Origin of the sequence: Methyloprofundus sp. (assembly GCF_965251085.1) — a bacterium.
Taxonomy (GTDB): Bacteria; Pseudomonadota; Gammaproteobacteria; order Methylococcales; family Methylomonadaceae; genus Methyloprofundus.
In genome coordinates this window covers 288,437-303,400 of sequence record NZ_OZ252594.1, presented here as the reverse complement: position 1 = coordinate 303,400, position 14,964 = coordinate 288,437, and the positions used below count along the sequence as shown (strand labels likewise).

At 40.4% G+C, this 14,964-nt stretch carries 21 protein-coding genes and 1 pseudogene; 12 read left to right on the top strand and 10 right to left on the bottom strand.

What is annotated here, in order from left to right:
• Positions 1-429 precede the first annotated feature (429 nt).
• The 6 genes from ACQY3F_RS01450 to ACQY3F_RS01425 all read left to right on the top strand — a co-directional run bounded on the left by ACQY3F_RS01450 (position 430) and on the right by ACQY3F_RS01425 (position 5,502).
• Complete coding sequence (locus tag ACQY3F_RS01450) at positions 430-846, top strand: hypothetical protein (protein WP_428352963.1); 417 nt, start codon at positions 430-432, stop codon at positions 844-846.
• 49 nt (positions 847-895) lie between these two features.
• Positions 896-2,422 carry an IS21 family transposase gene (gene istA / locus ACQY3F_RS01445; protein ID WP_428352964.1) on the top strand — a complete coding sequence of 509 codons (1,527 nt, stop codon included), beginning with the start codon at positions 896-898 and terminating at the stop codon, positions 2,420-2,422.
• Entirely contained in the window at positions 2,419-3,195 is a 777-nt protein-coding gene (istB, locus tag ACQY3F_RS01440; protein ID WP_428352965.1) for an IS21-like element helper ATPase IstB, read from the top strand. Before istA ends, istB begins: the two co-directional genes overlap by 4 nt.
• The gene (locus ACQY3F_RS01435) at positions 3,192-3,392 is read left to right on the top strand and encodes a hypothetical protein (RefSeq protein WP_428352966.1); all 201 of its coding nucleotides are present in this window, start codon (positions 3,192-3,194) and stop codon (positions 3,390-3,392) included. Before istB ends, ACQY3F_RS01435 begins: the two co-directional genes overlap by 4 nt.
• A gap of 182 nt (positions 3,393-3,574) precedes the next feature.
• Positions 3,575-3,709 carry a hypothetical protein gene (locus tag ACQY3F_RS01430; RefSeq protein ID WP_428352967.1) on the top strand — a complete coding sequence of 45 codons (135 nt, stop codon included), beginning with the start codon at positions 3,575-3,577 and terminating at the stop codon, positions 3,707-3,709.
• Positions 3,706-5,502, top strand: coding sequence for a putative transposase (locus ACQY3F_RS01425; protein WP_428357580.1), 1,797 nt, complete (start codon positions 3,706-3,708; stop codon positions 5,500-5,502). The genes ACQY3F_RS01430 and ACQY3F_RS01425 overlap by 4 nt, the downstream gene beginning before the upstream one ends.
• A gap of 29 nt (positions 5,503-5,531) precedes the next feature.
• Here the strand turns inward: ACQY3F_RS01425 and ACQY3F_RS01420 are convergent, their stop codons facing one another.
• The 7 genes and pseudogenes from ACQY3F_RS01420 to tnpA all read right to left on the bottom strand — a co-directional run bounded on the left by ACQY3F_RS01420 (position 5,532) and on the right by tnpA (position 10,074).
• Positions 5,532-5,729 carry a hypothetical protein gene (locus ACQY3F_RS01420; RefSeq protein ID WP_428353152.1) on the bottom strand — a complete coding sequence of 66 codons (198 nt, stop codon included), beginning with the start codon at positions 5,727-5,729 and terminating at the stop codon, positions 5,532-5,534.
• A gap of 165 nt (positions 5,730-5,894) precedes the next feature.
• Complete coding sequence (locus ACQY3F_RS01415; RefSeq protein WP_428353151.1) at positions 5,895-6,644, bottom strand: hypothetical protein; 750 nt, start codon at positions 6,642-6,644, stop codon at positions 5,895-5,897.
• 77 nt (positions 6,645-6,721) lie between these two features.
• Positions 6,722-7,054 (bottom strand): hypothetical protein, encoded by a 333-nt coding sequence (locus ACQY3F_RS01410; protein WP_428357801.1) that lies wholly within the window; start codon positions 7,052-7,054, stop codon positions 6,722-6,724.
• Positions 7,055-7,076: 22 nt separating this feature from the next.
• Positions 7,077-7,382, bottom strand: a pseudogene (locus ACQY3F_RS01405) (transposase); the annotation flags it as partial.
• A 331-nt stretch (positions 7,383-7,713) separates the two neighbouring features.
• Entirely contained in the window at positions 7,714-9,348 is a 1,635-nt protein-coding gene (gene tnpC / locus ACQY3F_RS01400; RefSeq protein ID WP_428352934.1) for an IS66 family transposase, read from the bottom strand.
• A 46-nt stretch (positions 9,349-9,394) separates the two neighbouring features.
• Complete coding sequence (gene tnpB, locus ACQY3F_RS01395) at positions 9,395-9,760, bottom strand: IS66 family insertion sequence element accessory protein TnpB (protein ID WP_428353150.1); 366 nt, start codon at positions 9,758-9,760, stop codon at positions 9,395-9,397.
• A complete protein-coding gene (gene tnpA, locus ACQY3F_RS01390; RefSeq protein WP_428352923.1) occupies positions 9,757-10,074 on the bottom strand; it encodes an IS66 family insertion sequence element accessory protein TnpA in 318 nt (105 codons plus the stop codon). Before tnpA ends, tnpB begins: the two co-directional genes overlap by 4 nt.
• A 113-nt stretch (positions 10,075-10,187) precedes the next feature.
• Here tnpA and ACQY3F_RS01385 point away from each other — a divergent pair, with 113 nt between their 5' ends.
• The gene (locus ACQY3F_RS01385; RefSeq protein ID WP_428353149.1) at positions 10,188-10,574 is read left to right on the top strand and encodes a Uma2 family endonuclease; all 387 of its coding nucleotides are present in this window, start codon (positions 10,188-10,190) and stop codon (positions 10,572-10,574) included.
• A gap of 218 nt (positions 10,575-10,792) precedes the next feature.
• Here ACQY3F_RS01385 and ACQY3F_RS01380 read toward each other — a convergent pair whose 3' ends face one another.
• Complete coding sequence (locus ACQY3F_RS01380) at positions 10,793-11,260, bottom strand: Uma2 family endonuclease (RefSeq protein ID WP_428353148.1); 468 nt, start codon at positions 11,258-11,260, stop codon at positions 10,793-10,795.
• Between the two features lie 176 nt (positions 11,261-11,436).
• Here ACQY3F_RS01380 and ACQY3F_RS01375 point away from each other — a divergent pair, with 176 nt between their 5' ends.
• Entirely contained in the window at positions 11,437-11,874 is a 438-nt protein-coding gene (locus ACQY3F_RS01375) for a PIN domain-containing protein (protein WP_428357578.1), read from the top strand.
• Between the two features lie 87 nt (positions 11,875-11,961).
• Here the strand turns inward: ACQY3F_RS01375 and ACQY3F_RS01370 are convergent, their stop codons facing one another.
• Positions 11,962-12,132 carry a hypothetical protein gene (locus ACQY3F_RS01370; protein WP_428353147.1) on the bottom strand — a complete coding sequence of 57 codons (171 nt, stop codon included), beginning with the start codon at positions 12,130-12,132 and terminating at the stop codon, positions 11,962-11,964.
• Between the two features lie 386 nt (positions 12,133-12,518).
• Complete coding sequence (locus tag ACQY3F_RS01365; RefSeq protein ID WP_428353146.1) at positions 12,519-13,211, bottom strand: transposase; 693 nt, start codon at positions 13,209-13,211, stop codon at positions 12,519-12,521.
• A 132-nt stretch (positions 13,212-13,343) separates the two neighbouring features.
• Between ACQY3F_RS01365 and ACQY3F_RS01360 the strand changes: the two genes are divergently transcribed.
• The 4 genes from ACQY3F_RS01360 (at position 13,344) to ACQY3F_RS01345 (ending at position 14,888) form a co-directional block, all read left to right on the top strand.
• The gene (locus tag ACQY3F_RS01360; protein WP_428353145.1) at positions 13,344-13,574 is read left to right on the top strand and encodes a DUF6364 family protein; all 231 of its coding nucleotides are present in this window, start codon (positions 13,344-13,346) and stop codon (positions 13,572-13,574) included.
• Positions 13,564-14,010, top strand: a complete 447-nt coding sequence (locus tag ACQY3F_RS01355; RefSeq protein ID WP_428353144.1) for a PIN domain-containing protein — start codon at positions 13,564-13,566, stop codon at positions 14,008-14,010. The genes ACQY3F_RS01360 and ACQY3F_RS01355 overlap by 11 nt, the downstream gene beginning before the upstream one ends.
• Before the next feature lie 145 nt (positions 14,011-14,155).
• Entirely contained in the window at positions 14,156-14,491 is a 336-nt protein-coding gene (locus ACQY3F_RS01350) for a hypothetical protein (protein WP_428353143.1), read from the top strand.
• The gene (locus tag ACQY3F_RS01345) at positions 14,484-14,888 is read left to right on the top strand and encodes a type II toxin-antitoxin system VapC family toxin (protein ID WP_428353142.1); all 405 of its coding nucleotides are present in this window, start codon (positions 14,484-14,486) and stop codon (positions 14,886-14,888) included. The genes ACQY3F_RS01350 and ACQY3F_RS01345 overlap by 8 nt, the downstream gene beginning before the upstream one ends.
• The last annotated feature ends 76 nt before the right edge of the window (positions 14,889-14,964 follow it).

Sequence of the window (14,964 nt, the reverse complement as noted above, 5' to 3'; positions counted from 1 at the left end):
CATTTTTTTTCGAAACCCATCATATTCTTCGCAGGATTGATGAGTTTCATTACACATCTAAATTGATACAATGAAATATTTAATCACTAGATTAATAAAACTTTGCTCCCCCTGTAAACACCAGCCCAAAAGCGCAACTATTTGCCGCAGTTTGAAAAAATCAGAAATTCTCCTATCAAAAAAAACAGTATTCAAACTGAATTCCAGAATTTAAGGCGGCTTTCAATTTTGTTACAAAAAGAATCAATAAATGAGCACGATTCGAATTAAAGAACTATAACTGGAAGTGTCGTTGAGATAGGTATGACGCCGCTCCTGATTAGCCGTCGAGTGCGACGCCATACCCCCCAAAAAACCGTGCAGTTGCACGACCCATTTAGTATTACATAATTTGGGATTAAATCCAGCCCTCATCGACCCTTTATGTCGATGCAAACATCCAGTCGTCTTTATCAATGTCTCCGCTGCCATGTCCCCGTGGTTATCTGTCATCGTTGTGATCATGGTCAGCGCTACTGTGCCAATGGTTGTAGCAAACAAGCCAGAATAGCTTCACAAAAACGGGCCTGTAAAAAATATCAAACAACTCGTGCGGGACGTTTAAATAATGCGGCACGGCAACAACGGTTTAGACACCGACAAAAACAAAAAGTAACGCATCACGGTTCCCTTCAAACCCTTTGCCATGATGTACTGTCCAGGCAATTTACACCCCCTAAAAGCCCAAGGGTTTACCCAAAACAGGCAGTCATTATGCGTTGTCATCATTGCGGCGAAGAATGCAGTTATTTTTTACGGCATGATTTTTTACGACATCGAGTCAGTCAGGGCAATTGTCGCTGTTAATGGTGCATTTTTATAGAGGGGAATCATCATAAATAAATGAGGGTAACGCATGGCCATTGATAAATCAGTTGAAGAAAAAATATTACGCTATCATTTTGTTGAAAAATGGCGCACAGGTACCATAGCCACACAACTGGGTATTCATCATTCCGTTGTCGATCGGGTGCTTGCTCAGGCAGGCCTACCCAAGATTGAGAGAACTCGCCGACCCTCGATAATAGATCCTTATCTTCCCTTTATCATTGAAACACTCAATGAATTCCCGACGCTGACAGCCGCAAGACTCTATGAAATGGCAAGGCAACGTGGTTTTACAGGCGGCCCCAGCCAATTTCGTCAACGCATCAGTGAACTTAGACCCAGAAAGCTTCCTGAAGCCTATTTGCGATTGAAAATGCTACCAGGTGAACAGGCCCAGGTGGATTGGGGGCATTTTGGTTCCATTCAAATTGGCCATGCAAATCGCCCATTAATGGCTTTTGTCATGGTACTCAGTTGGTCACGGCAAATATTTTTACAGTTTTACCTCAACCAGCAAATGGAGAATTTTCTACGCGGTCATGTTGCTGCATTCGAGGCCTGGAGAGGGTTACCCAAGGCTCTGCTCTATGACAACCTCAAGTCTGCGGTACTCGAACGCCAAGGGCAAGCCATACGATTTAACCCGACATTATTGGACCTGGCCAGTCATTATCACTTTGAACCCAGAGCCGCAGCCCCTGCAAGGGGGAATGAAAAAGGGCGTGTTGAACGAGCCATTCGTTATATCCGTGATAACTTCTTTGCAGGAAGGCATTTTCAATGTCTTGATGACCTGAATGAACAAGCGAATAACTGGTGCCAAGGTGTCAGTGCAGATAGACGATGCCCTGAAAATACCGACCTCACCGTCAGAGAGGCTTTTTTACAGGAACAGCCCAGTCTAATCGCCTTACCTGATAATCCGTTTAATACGCGTGAACACAAACCCGTCAAAGCACAGAAAACGCCCTATATCCGTTTTGATTTAAATGATTACTCCATTCCTCATCAGCAAGTACAAAAGTATCTAACGGTGAATGCGTGCTTAAAAACAGTCCGCATTATTGACGGTGATGAGCTGATAGCCGAACACCCACGTAGCTTTAGCAAAGGCGAGCAAATTGAAAATGAACAGCATATTACCGCTTTGTGGCTAGCAAAAACCAATGCCAAAGCCCATCGGGGGCAAGACCGGTTAGCAGGGGCCTCATCCCATAGCCAAGACTTTTTACAGCAAGCCATTGATCGTGGACATTTATTAAAATCGACGGTGAATCAACTGAACCAATTGCTGGATGACTACGGTAGCACAGAACTACATATTGCACTGGGTGAAGCCATCAAACAACAATCCGCTTATCCCGCTGCTGTACAGCAAATTCTAGAACAGCGCCGTGAGCACCGCCAACAGCCACCCCCTATTGCCTTGAGTGTGCCTGAAAAAGTAAAACACTACCAGGTTAAAGCCGCCAAACTCAGCGATTACGACAATCTAGGGAAAGAAGAGGCCCGGGAAAGTGAAGAAGACAAAGAAGAAAAAACAGGAGGAGCATGATGAATGAACAAGAAAACACAAACAAACAGTACGCAGACGAACTTAAGCTTCACGGCCTAATAGCCCATTGGCAGGAGATAACAGACGAACAACAAGCCCTGTTATCCCTCTGGTTAACGTGGGAATTGGCAGAGCGAAAACAACGTTCACTGGATAGACGACTAAGTAGTGCCAGACTGGGACGTTTTAAACCCTTAACCGAGTTTGACTGGCAATGGCCCGGTAAAATTGACCAACCCGCCGTACAACGCCTAATGCAACTCGACTTTTTAACCGAAGCCAGCAACATAATCATCCTTGGCAGTAATGGTGTGGGTAAATCGACTATTGCACAAAACCTTGGCTACAAAGCAGTTATGCAAGGACATACCGTGTTATTTACCACTGCCGCTAACATGCTCAATGACCTTGCTGCACAAGATGGAGATAATGCGCTAAGGCGTCGATTAAGTTATTACGCCAAACCCAGATTACTCCTCATTGATGAAGTCGGTTATCTTTGCTACAGCAACCGCCATGCCGACCTACTGTTTGAAATCATCAACCGACGCTATGAAAAAAACGCAACCATCGTCACCACCAATCGACCCTTTAGCGAATGGAATGAGGTATTCCCCAATGCAGCCTGTGTAGTCTCACTGATTGATCGCTTAGTGCATCACAGCGAAGTGCTTGCTATTGAAGGCGAATCCTATCGTATGAAAGAAGCCCAGGAACAAGCCAGTAACCGCCGTAAAGCCAAGATAGAAAATAGAAAAGGAAAAAGCCAATGAAAACACTAAGAATCACCACACACTGGACAACGGAACAAGCCGAAGACATATTTACCTTGCTTGATGACCTAAAAATAGCCATCTGGCAAAGCTATGGCGAAGATATTGTCACAATGAATCGTGAGATCGCATTTAAACAGAAAAAAGAGGCGGAAAATAGAGAAGAGGGTGAGCTCAAGGATGAACCATTCTTTTAATCACTGACACTCAAAAATAACCGTCGGGCTTTAGTGCTTTTTTTGAATTTATTCTGCGGCAAATAGCTGCGCGTTTAGGGCGGCACTAACACTCATTAAGGCAACTACGAGAAAAAGGGGCTGATTCGTTTTTTGAACCTCGCCCGACTCGCAAGGGAGGACCACTCTTTACGCTTGAGGTTTTGCAGCAAGCTCAGGAATATCTGGATCAAGGTATGACGCCTAACGAAGCCGCTAAAGAATTAGGCATCCGGGCAGATACCTTTCGCAAGGCGATCAGTGATGGACGTTTAAAAAAAAGTCTGCCGTATCAATAGACCCCAATGATGGCAGTACCAAATCAGCCCGTGATATTATTGATGCCAGTGCAGCCGAGTCACTCGGTACGGCCTGCACTCGAGTAGAAGAGCGAATCCAGGCGGCTTTGGGTGAGCAGGAAAAGGGAGCCTCAATCGAATTCGAATCCTGTTTAGATGTTCCTAAAGGCGGTGTGTTATGTGCATTGCCCGCGTTACTTAGCAATGGCTTATTAAATGATATTGAGCACCACCTTGGCAAACTGACAGGTTATTATCAAACCTTTCATATCCTATTGCTACTCGCCTTTATGGGACTATGTCGCATCAAAAATACCGAACAACTTCGCGAGCATGCACCGGGTGAATTCGGAAAACTACTTGGCCTGGATCGGGCTCCCGAAGTGCGTTGTTTAAGAACCAAAGTAAAAGGACTGTCTGATCCAGAATCAGTTGAAAGCTGGGCGGCCGACCTCAGTCGACAATGGATGGAAAATGAACCAGAGGCAGCAGGAACACTCTACATAGATGGTCATGTCCGTGTCTATCATGGACGCTTGACTAAACTTCCCAAACGGCATGTTTCACGCGAAAAACTCTGCTTACGGGGTATCACCGACTACTGGGTTAATGATGGTACGGGGCGTCCCTTCTTTGTCGTTGAAAAAACGGTGGATCCGGGCTTACTAAAAACGCTGGAAGAAGATATCGTCCCCCGATTACTCAAAGACATTCCGAATCAACCGAGTGCACAAGCATTACAGCAAAACAAACAAGCCTGTCGTTTTATCCTGGTGTTTGATAGAGAAGGCTATAGCCCCGCATTCTTTAGAAAGATGTGGAACAAGCATCGTGTCGCTTGCATGACCTATCATAAATTTCCCACCGAAAATTGGCCACTGGACAATTTTTCCGGCCAGGAGATCACCCTACCGAGTGGTGAAAAAGTCATCATGAAACTCGCCGAACGAGGCAGTCTGGTTGGAACCAAAAAACAGGCGATGTGGATGAGAGAAGTGCGCAAGTTGACTGATTCTGGTCACCAAACCAGTATTATTACCACAGCCTATGAACTAGAATTGACGGCTGTTTCTGGGCGAATGTTTAGCCGGTGGTGCCAAGATAACTTTTTTAGATATATGAAGCACCACTATGGGCTAGACATTCTACAGGAGTATGGAATAGAGCCACTATCCGATACCCAAAAGGTGGCCAACCCTGATAGGCGCCAACAGGAAGGACAGCGTAATTCGATACAATCCAAACTCAATTACCGTCTATCTCGATTTGCAGCGATGGAACTTCATCCGGTGATTAAAAAAGATGAAACGGAAGATGTGAAATACAAGAAATGGGAAAGAAAACGAGCAGAATTACTCGAAGAAATAGAGCATTATGAAAATGAACTAAAAACCATCAAGGAAAAACTAAGCCAAACGCCCAAACACATTACCTGGCAAGAGTTGAGAGACGAAGATAAGTTCGAACAGCTTCTGCCAGGGAAAAAGCGGCTGATAGATACTGTCAACATGATCGCTTATCGGGCAGAAACAGCAATGGCCGCTCTGCTAACCTCACCGACAATCGACTTTCCGATGGCAAGGCAACTATTACAAACGCTGTTTGTGACAGAAGCAGATATATTACCCGATGAAGTAAAAAAACAACTTCGGATACGTGTGCATAGTACTTCCCGACCTGCAAGTAATAAAGCAATAGAAAAGTTATTTGAACAACTCAATCAAACGGAACTCAATTATCCAGGAACCGATCTGCGCTTAATTTATGAGCTGACTTCATCCGCAAAAAATTAGGAAATGGTCTCAAATTAGTTTCGTCTGAATCAAGATGTCTGAATATTGGGGTCTGCAACTGCAAACTTACCCTCAACTGTACGAGGCGGTAAACTTCGCATATTAAAGTTAAAGCGTGTTACCGCATCAACAAGCGTTCCATCATTTGGATCTCTGATTTTAGTCGCTGAAGGCCTAAAGTTACTCCACGTTAAATTAGCCGGATTCGCTTCTACAGTAATAGTCATATACGTTAATCCTCAATAAAGCCTACTCTTCACCTAACAATAAATCAACATACTCATGCCTGATAACAAACCACAGATAATTCACCCTAGGATTTTAAATTAACTGACATATAATGGATAAAAATGCTATATTAAAAGCAAACTCAATATACCTAAATTTTTTAATTATTGATCGATAATTATTGAATCCAACAATATCATTCTAGCTTGCTCAAAGAGTCCTTTCTTAACTAGAGACGTGACTTTTTCATTATCAATCTCTACATTAGCAATTCTCATGCGATGCAATAGAGCCTTGACCTGGCTACTATTCAGCCCTAGTATTTTTTTGCCTCGCCAGCAGACGTAATAAGACTCAAACTCATCAAGCGCTTTAATCTGTCTGATTTGACTTCGCCTTGCTTGCTTTAGCTTACCTACTACACCCAAATCAAAATAGCATTTAAATTGATCAGCATGAATAACCTCATGAAGTACTACATTTGCTAACCAAGCCATATCTTGACTAAAAGCTCTTGCACCTATTCTAATTTGACGCATTACTGAACAAATACCTAAGTCACTCAGCGCTGGATCATAGGAAATAGATTTCAAACTTGCGGTATTGATATTATGTGTTTTGACAATAATTTTTATTGCTTCATGTCTAATAGAATCTGTCGCATTCTTTCTTAAACTATCTAGAACTATCAAGGAATCTTTATTGCCATAAAAACTGATTTCCACGGGTTTAATACGCTGCTTTGCCATCCGGTAACTTGCTGTTCCTGCAACAGCAGCTATTACAATAGCGGATGATACAAATCCGATAGGCCCACGATTAAAGGCCATCGTGTTATTAGCTATCTCTAATGATCCACACCTTACCCCCCTTAAAGATCCCCGTTGGCTCCTTGTAATTGCTTGATTCATCACTATCGTTATTTCCTTAAAAATGAGTGTCGGGGCAGTACTCTTTTGTACGATTAAACATCTTTCTTAGGTCGGCCTCTTTATGCATAACCCGTTTTTACACCCAGCAATTGTTCAACTTCTTCTTTAAACTTATTATTCCCACGTGGTGTGCCTGTTTGAACTGCCGAACGTAAATCATCTATCAATGAAGCATCCAAAACTTGTCTAAAACCTTCCCGATAGTAGCATACTCGTTTTTCCTTATTTTTATGTATGCCAAGATATAGTGGGTGTGGCTTGATTAATTGATCCCTCACCATAGCCATTACTAGCATAACTTGACCATCTCCATTCTTCTGGCCTTTCAACCATATTCGCCCTAACAGGATTAAGCTCGATGTATCTATAGCAACACAGCGAATACTGTTCACTTTCAATCATACTCCCTTTGAACCGACCGTCCCAAAGTGTTCCTGACTTTTCATATTTATGGTTAAAGTAAGGTACATATTTTCGACCTATATGTTGCATCACTTTAGATATATGGCTAGGTTCTTTGCTGCTTAGTAGCAAGTGCACATGATTATCCATTAGCACATAAGCATGTATATCGGCCGTATATTTCTCTGCAGCTTCTTTTAACCAACCCAGATAGGCTTTTCTATCCGCATCTTCTGCAAACACCACACGCCGCCCATTTCCTCTTACAATAATATGAACAGGTATATTTGGTAAAAAAAAGCGCGGCTTTCGAGGCATTATCAACCTTTGATAAAGAAAAAATCAATTAAAGTGTATCATAATTATATTAAATGGATCCCGACCCCTTTTACGCTTTATCAGCCAAGGTGAATTTATATGGAGTGCTTGTTGAAACAATTCTGTTATCATGAAAAAAACGGATTTAGGTGATTTATAGGGACTGTTTATTATAGTTTACCCACTCATTTTTCAAAAGAGCCTAAATTACTATTACAGTATTCATGGAGAAAAAATATGCAATGGTCTGATGTCATCGAAAGCCCTTTCTTACAAAACCTTCCCTTTAAAATTGAACTAAAGTAAGCGCTCAACGAAGCACGTACTTGCCCTATTCAGGCGTATCTGATTTTTTAATATTCCAGGGCAACAAAGCCTCCACTTTATCAACCGTATCAGCATAAGGTAAAGCAGTGAGAACCTGCTTAAGATATGCATAAGGCTCCAGCCCATTTGCTTTAGCTGTTTCTATCAGGCTGTAATGTATTGCACTGGCACGAGCACCCGCAGGGGTATCAGAAAATAACCAGGCTTTGCGCCCTATCACAAACGGGCGAATCGCATTTTCTGCCAGGATGTTGCTAATATTGAGTTCACCATGGGTGCAATACACATTGAGTTTTTCCCACTGGTTACTCAGGTAAGTCATTGCCTTTCCTGTCAGGCTATCTTTAGGTACTTTATGCTGGTTTTCTTCCAGATAGGCTTTGAGCTGGTTCAATACAGGAATGCTCTTCTCCTGGCGCTGCTGATATTTTTCATCCACTGACAGGTCTTTAATTTCTCGCTCAATGACATACAGTTTATTGATCAGGCTCAGCGCTTTACCTGCTTTTGAGGGTTTGTTATTTTGTCCCTTTTTGCGTTTAGGCTGTGCATTCTGGGCATCTTTAAAATAACGACGCGCATGATCCCAGCACCCCAGCTGGGTGATGCTGTTTTTTTGGCACACGGCATTGTACCCCGCATAGCCATCGGTTTGCAGATAGCCACTAAAGCCGTCAAGCAGGCGCATGGGGACGTCTCCACTACGAGAGGGATCGTATTCAAACAGGATGCTTTTTTCACCCGGTGGCCCGCCAAGCGTCACCCACATATATTTATCTGAGGTCGCTGGCCGCCCCGGTTCTTTTAATACCTGAACCCGCGTTTCATCAGCGAGTATGACTGCCCCTGTGTGTTGATGCTCTCGCATCAGGTTAATCAGGGGCTGAAGTTGTTTAGCCAGTGCGATCATCCAGTTTGCTAATGTCGCTCTGGAGATGTCACCCCCATAACGAGACAAGATGCCTTCTTGCCGATATAAAGGTAAGCCGTCAGCATACTTGGCGATAATAACAAAGCACATTAAACTGATGCTTCCCATTGCTCTGGCAATAGGGTGTCTGGGCATTTGTGCGGCTTTAACCTGGCGTTGTTTTTCGCCTTCAATCTGTTTGATAAAGACCGCTTTTTCCTGCATGTATTCAAGAACACGTACTTTAGCAGGAATAATATCCAGCTCTTCTTTCACTTTAGTAAAGAAAGTATCAATAGCACCTTCTTTTTCTTCATCGGTTAAATAAATAAAAATTTGCTCGCGAGGTAACTTATCTGAGAAGGGTTTGCGTCCCGGCTTTTTCTTGGTGCCAGTAGAACTTGTTTGTTTTTCGTCCTCAGGTGCTTCATCAGCCTCCAGGTCTAGCTCCTCATCGCTATCCGCTTCATTCTCTGCTTCATCAAACAAAGAGGATTGATGAGATTGTTCACTGGATGATCCAAAGCGTTTTATTTTAGATAAGCGTAGTACCTCTTCCAGAATAAGGATGCGTTTTTTCTGTTCGGAAATCACCCCAGACTTAACTTCAATCACACGCGTCAGTTCATCAATAGCCTGTTTTTTTTCAAGCAACAAAGCAACACTCTCCGACAGCAAAGAACCGGCTTTATCTTGTTGTTTTATATTTGAAATATCGGCTAAAATCATGGCTTTATTATAGCATTTATAGTGGCAATAATGAACACAAAAACAGCTAAAAAACAGACTCATATTGAAGTTTTTTATGACCTTTCATCGCGCTAATATCAAAGCCATCCAGCAGCCAGTTTAACGGCTGGCCTGTTAAGGTTAATGTCTCTTCCTCACCCTTAGGCCACTTAAATGTTTCTTCTACCAATGACTTGTAATAAAGGACAAAACCATTATCTTCCCAAAACAGGCATTTAATCTTATTCCGCCGTTTATTCGTAAAGGCATAGAGAGCCCCCTCAAAAGGATTATGCCCTAACTCACATTCAACAATCGCCGATAAGCCCCGATGTGACTTACGAAAATCAATGGGCTGCCGATACAGATACACTTCTGTCAAAGACAGAGAGGGACGCATAACAACCGTCATCGCAACAGCTCAAGCAGTGGTTGAATACACGGCATAGTATCCTGCGTAATACCTTCCAACCGAATACCATCATTAAATTGCAAAGATAATCCTGGGACTGGCGCAGATGAACGATCCCCGTCAACCCGAATACGTGTAAACCCTGTAGGGGAAGTAGTCGGCTTTACAGTCGATTTACGTTTCCAGTAGCCTAACTTTTGCGGACATAAATCATGCTGTCGACAATAAGCTACCTGTGATTGGCCTGATGCCTGCCAGTGCTCTATGTGAATAGGCCAGAAAGTCTTTGCCTGTATTTTTTCTAACGCTGCCATTTAAAATTCCCCGTGGTATTTAACAATGGGGATAGTTTGGCATTAATCTGAGTTGCCGTGAAGTACGCTGACTATTGAGCGCTTACGAACTAAATAAGTTTGGAAATATCTTGATGAGTCCTGCCTCCAACCTGCATGGACGCATGCAAATGAAAATTGGGGGTAATTTAATGAACAAATTACCTAAAGGTGAAGTTATAGCAGAATGTTCTATTCAAACTTCTGATGGAGTAAAAGTTGCGGATATAGCATGGGCATCAGCTGAATTTATTGACACATTTGCCTATAAAACGCCCTACCCGAAAGCACCTGAAATTTGTGTCGAGATTGTTTCACCTTCGAATTCAAAAGAAGAAATATCTAATAAAGTTGATCTCTATCTAGCAAAAGGAGCCATTGAAGTCTGGATTGTTTATGAAGAAAATAGGACTCATATTTTTACACATACTGGAAGAATGGAAAAAAGCCATATAGTACCTGATGCAAAAATAAAGACCTGAGGTTCCCCTAGTTTAACGGATACTTTAAATAAGCGACAATATCGCAAAGGAGCATCCAAATGACTAATAGAAGAAAACCGTATAAAACCTTTACCAGAGAGTTTAAAATTGAAGCTGTTGGTTGATATGCGAATCAGATAAACCTTCATCTGAATTGACTGCAGAGCCTGGTATCCGCCGCAAACAGCTGCATATGGGTGCCGACCCCTCATCTTTTTCTAAATCAATTTATCTAAATTAATCTCATAAAAAGAAACAAAAATTTGACCGGTTTCATCATAATATGAAACACAGCCTTCCTCAGTTACAAGCCATACTTCTTTTGCTCCAGCGCTAATAAAAAGTTTAACTTTACCCAGCATCTCCTCTTGAGTATTTGATGGCGATATTATTTCTATGCATATTTCTGGGGCACTAGATGCAAATACCTCTCCAATATGTAATTTCACGTATTCATCCGATCCCCATGAGGCATCAGGAACCCTTACTCCCATGCTAGTCTGTATTGCCAATTCAGTAAAAACACGACCATTAGGTAGCCACCCAAGGCGTTTAGCAACTTCTCCTTGCAACAAACTATGAATAAACGATGCAGGTGACATTTCTATTTTCCCGTATTCATTAAGCTCGATTTTATATGGTAAGTCTTGTAAGGTCTTATCCGACAACACATCTTGCCATTTCATCTTTACCCCTTCAATTTACAATTTGCTGTCATTATAACCATTAGTTTATAACTATACACAAAACTTAAAAAACAGAGGTGAATCATTAATTCGAGTCGGGCCCTAATACAGATAAATATGATAAATGGGTACTGCCTCCTTTACTGCTACAAGCGGTGGTAAGCCGTGGTCGCGTGATGAATTATATGAACGCTAAAATATTTATTGATACCAATATACTTGTTTGTGCATTTGATAGTAACGAAAAAGACAAGCAAGAAATCGCTCAAAACCTGCTAGCTGATGAAGGCTCTACCGGTGAAATCACACTGAGCACACAGGTATTGCAAGAGTTTTTTGTCACAGTAACTCGCAAGTTAAAAGAACCTCTCTCTATTGATGATGCAAGTAAAACCATTCAGCTTTTTAATGTATACCCAATAATTCAAATTACCCCCAGGCTAATTTTAAAAGCAATTGAAAGACATCAATACGAATCTTTTTCATTTTGGGATGCTTTACTATCAGGTGCTCAGGTATTGTTTAGTGAGGATATGCAAGATGGACGGCAAATGGGTAAGCTTAAGATTTCAAACCCGTTTAGCCAACTCAATAAAAGTGATAACATCCGTTAATGTGGGCATAAATAAAAAATCAAGCTGGCTGCCCATTGATTTGGATTTAACCTTTACGCAAAAAATTTTTTCATTATTGGCAATACTTCAGCGAAGTATGATCAAGCCAATTCCCCATTTAATAACTTTTAGATCTAATTTAACTTCATTTATATCTTTTTCGTAATCAATAACTGACACTGCCGCTGCTTTTGCTTTCTCTTCACTAGCTCCAGCATCTATTAATGCTGAATAAATCTCACTATTCATTATTGACATATCAATAACCTTATGAACTACTATAGAATAAAAATCATTTAAACAAATTGATAACAAAAAAAACAATCAACAACACTAATTCAAATCTGGACCTATTCAAGCCAAATAAAAAAGGAGCAGGCTGGAATTAGGCACCTTTCATTCCTCAGTTTACACTTTTTTATTGAATACGTAGGTTGGATGAGATTTTTTATTGCGTAGCATTAAAAATCTCACCCAACCTACAGAATAACAGACTGTGTTGCATAACGCCTTGGCAAGATGGAAATTTAATACTTCGAATGTCTCATATTCTGAAGCTTCACACGGATTACCTGAGGCTTCGTATTGTAAATAAAAAACCAAAGTGCAAACTCCTTTCATGCTTTTATGTAGAATGCCTGGAATTAATCATTTACTTTCTTTGGTCTTCCTCTAGGTTTTGCGACAGAACGTCGGCCTGATAATCGCTCAATTTCTTCACGAAAGCGATCACTCCCTAATACCCAGCCTTTATTGGTTGCCTCTCGTAAAGCATCAAGATCGGCCTTGCCAATTGCTGATCGAAAAATCTGGCGGTAAGCTAATGTCCTTTCTACCTCATTAGCACCTATTCGTCTGTACACTTCATGAGACTTAATCAGTTTATTATCATTACCTTCTGCATTCGCGGCATAACTCGACCAGGGGTATTCGCCAGGTTGCTCTACCATCCCCGCACGAACTGGATTGAGTTCAATATAACGCATACAGGTTAATAAATATTGCTCACTATCTATTACCGTTGCTTTGTAACGACCTTCCCATAAAGTCCCAGTTCGCTTATAAGTGAAATTAAAGTATTGTACATAACGACGGCCAACTGATTGTAAAGTCTTTGAAATACTGGTTTCAGTTTCTGGACTGGCGAGTATATGTACATGATTGGTCATTAATACATACGCATGGATCAAGAGTTTATTTTTCTCCATAGCGATTTGCAAGCATTCTAAATAAAACTGGTAGTCATCATCATGCACAAAAATTAATTCTCGGTTATTCCCTCGTTGAATTATGTGCTGAGCTTGTCCTTTGACAAAATAACGGGGAAGTCGCGCCATTGCATTGCTACCTACTGGTTAAAAATTAACAGTATAGCAAAAACCTGGATTTAATTCGAGTCTGACCCCATTATTCTATTCCTACAAGTCATGATACACTGAATCCGTGTTACACAGTTACGCGAGATGATAATGACCAATTTAACAATAACTATTGATGAGCAAGTGCTAAAAAAAGCTAGAATGCGAGCACTTGAAGACGGTGTGTCTATCAATGCTCTGTTGCGTGAATACTTAGAAAAATACACAGGTGCAAACAAACAATATCAGCAAGTCACTCAGGAAATATTAAAAATTGCGAAAGGCTCAACTGCTACAAGCGGTGGTAAGCGGTGGTCGCGTGATGAATTATATGAACGCTAAAATATTTATTGATACCAATATACTTGTTTATGCATTTGATAGTAACGAAAAAGACAAGCAAGAAATCGCTCAAAACCTGCTAGCTGATGAAGGCTCTACCGGTGAAATCACACTGAGCACACAGGTATTGCAAGAGTTTTTTGTCACAGTAACTCGCAAGTTAAAAGAACCACTATCTATTGATGATGCAAGTAAAACCATTCAGCTTTTTAGTGTATATCCAATAATTCAAATTACCCCCAAGCTAATTTTAAAAGCAATTGAGAGACATCAATACGAATCTTTTTCATTTTGGGATGCTTTAATAGTAGAAGCAGCTTTACTATCAGGTGCTCAAATATTGTTTAGCGAGGATATGCAAGATGAACGGCAAATTGGTAAGCTTAAGATTTCAAACCCGTTTAGCCGACTTAATAAAAGTGACAACACCCGTTAATGTAGGCATCAATAAAAAATCAATCTTGACATGACAAACAATTGATTTAATTGATATAAATAGAAAAACATCTTCTTTAATTCGAGTCTGACCCCATTTGCATACCTTTGTATTGTTGCTATCTATTACTTGAAGTATGCTGTCAATGTCATTAAAATACCATTTAAATGCAAAAGACAACAAAAGGTATAAAATGACAATAATAGTTGGAATGAGAGAATTAGCGCGGAATTCTAATATTTTAGATGGTTATGATTATGTTGATGTAGAAGACAAAAAAACGCATGAATATAAAGGGTTATTTGTATCACCAAAATATGCTGATGAATTTAAAAAATTTTTAAAGGCCAAGAAATCTAAACAAAAACAAGAAGAGCTTGATGAAATTATGCAATTTGTTGGGATGTGTAATGGAGATACAACAAATATGACATCACAAGAAATTAGAGCAAGTAAAAAAGCTAAGTATTATAATGAGTAAAATATTTTTAGATACAAATATAATACTAGATATTATTGACGCTCAAAGGCCTAATAATAAAAAAATTCATCTATTATTAGAACATTTAATTCTAAATGATATAGATATTGTTATTAGTGAAGATATGCTCAGTACAATTTTTTATATACAAGAAGACAAACAATTAGTTTTAAAGTTTTTACATTCGATTCAAAAGAGATGGATAATATCTTCATTTGGCAAAAGTGTCATCAAAAAAGCTATAGAGTTATCAATGGAAAAAAACCTTGACTTAGAAGATACGCTTCAGTGCTTATGTGCCAAAGAAAATGGGTGTGAAGCATTGATAACAAATGATATTAAATTTTATAATTGTGGAGTATCTATTTATACGATTGAAGATTTTTTGAAATTATAGAGAACATCAGAGGAAACCATGGGATCAGCAAGTAATGCCTTTACCAGTGATACATAAGTACTTGAATATTGTGATT

Excerpts from the sequence above, each read along its gene's own strand:
- ACQY3F_RS01450 (WP_428352963.1), top strand. The coding sequence starts at position 430 with ATGCAAACATCCAGTCGTCTTTATCAATGTCTCCGCTGCCATGTCCCC.
- istA (WP_428352964.1), top strand. The coding sequence starts at position 896 with ATGGCCATTGATAAATCAGTTGAAGAAAAAATATTACGCTATCATTTT.
- istB (WP_428352965.1), top strand. The coding sequence starts at position 2,419 with ATGATGAATGAACAAGAAAACACAAACAAACAGTACGCAGACGAACTT.
- ACQY3F_RS01435 (WP_428352966.1), top strand. The coding sequence starts at position 3,192 with ATGAAAACACTAAGAATCACCACACACTGGACAACGGAACAAGCCGAA.
- ACQY3F_RS01420 (WP_428353152.1), bottom strand. The coding sequence starts at position 5,729 with ATGACTATTACTGTAGAAGCGAATCCGGCTAATTTAACGTGGAGTAAC.
- tnpC (WP_428352934.1), bottom strand. The coding sequence starts at position 9,348 with ATGATTTTAGCCGATATTTCAAATATAAAACAACAAGATAAAGCCGGT.
- tnpB (WP_428353150.1), bottom strand. The coding sequence starts at position 9,760 with ATGACGGTTGTTATGCGTCCCTCTCTGTCTTTGACAGAAGTGTATCTG.
- tnpA (WP_428352923.1), bottom strand. The coding sequence starts at position 10,074 with ATGGCAGCGTTAGAAAAAATACAGGCAAAGACTTTCTGGCCTATTCAC.
- ACQY3F_RS01385 (WP_428353149.1), top strand. The coding sequence starts at position 10,188 with ATGAGTCCTGCCTCCAACCTGCATGGACGCATGCAAATGAAAATTGGG.
- ACQY3F_RS01380 (WP_428353148.1), bottom strand. The coding sequence starts at position 11,260 with ATGAAATGGCAAGATGTGTTGTCGGATAAGACCTTACAAGACTTACCA.
- ACQY3F_RS01375 (WP_428357578.1), top strand. The coding sequence starts at position 11,437 with ATGAATTATATGAACGCTAAAATATTTATTGATACCAATATACTTGTT.
- ACQY3F_RS01370 (WP_428353147.1), bottom strand. The coding sequence starts at position 12,132 with ATGTCAATAATGAATAGTGAGATTTATTCAGCATTAATAGATGCTGGA.
- ACQY3F_RS01365 (WP_428353146.1), bottom strand. The coding sequence starts at position 13,211 with ATGGCGCGACTTCCCCGTTATTTTGTCAAAGGACAAGCTCAGCACATA.
- ACQY3F_RS01360 (WP_428353145.1), top strand. The coding sequence starts at position 13,344 with ATGACCAATTTAACAATAACTATTGATGAGCAAGTGCTAAAAAAAGCT.
- ACQY3F_RS01355 (WP_428353144.1), top strand. The coding sequence starts at position 13,564 with ATGAACGCTAAAATATTTATTGATACCAATATACTTGTTTATGCATTT.
- ACQY3F_RS01350 (WP_428353143.1), top strand. The coding sequence starts at position 14,156 with ATGTCATTAAAATACCATTTAAATGCAAAAGACAACAAAAGGTATAAA.
- ACQY3F_RS01345 (WP_428353142.1), top strand. The coding sequence starts at position 14,484 with ATGAGTAAAATATTTTTAGATACAAATATAATACTAGATATTATTGAC.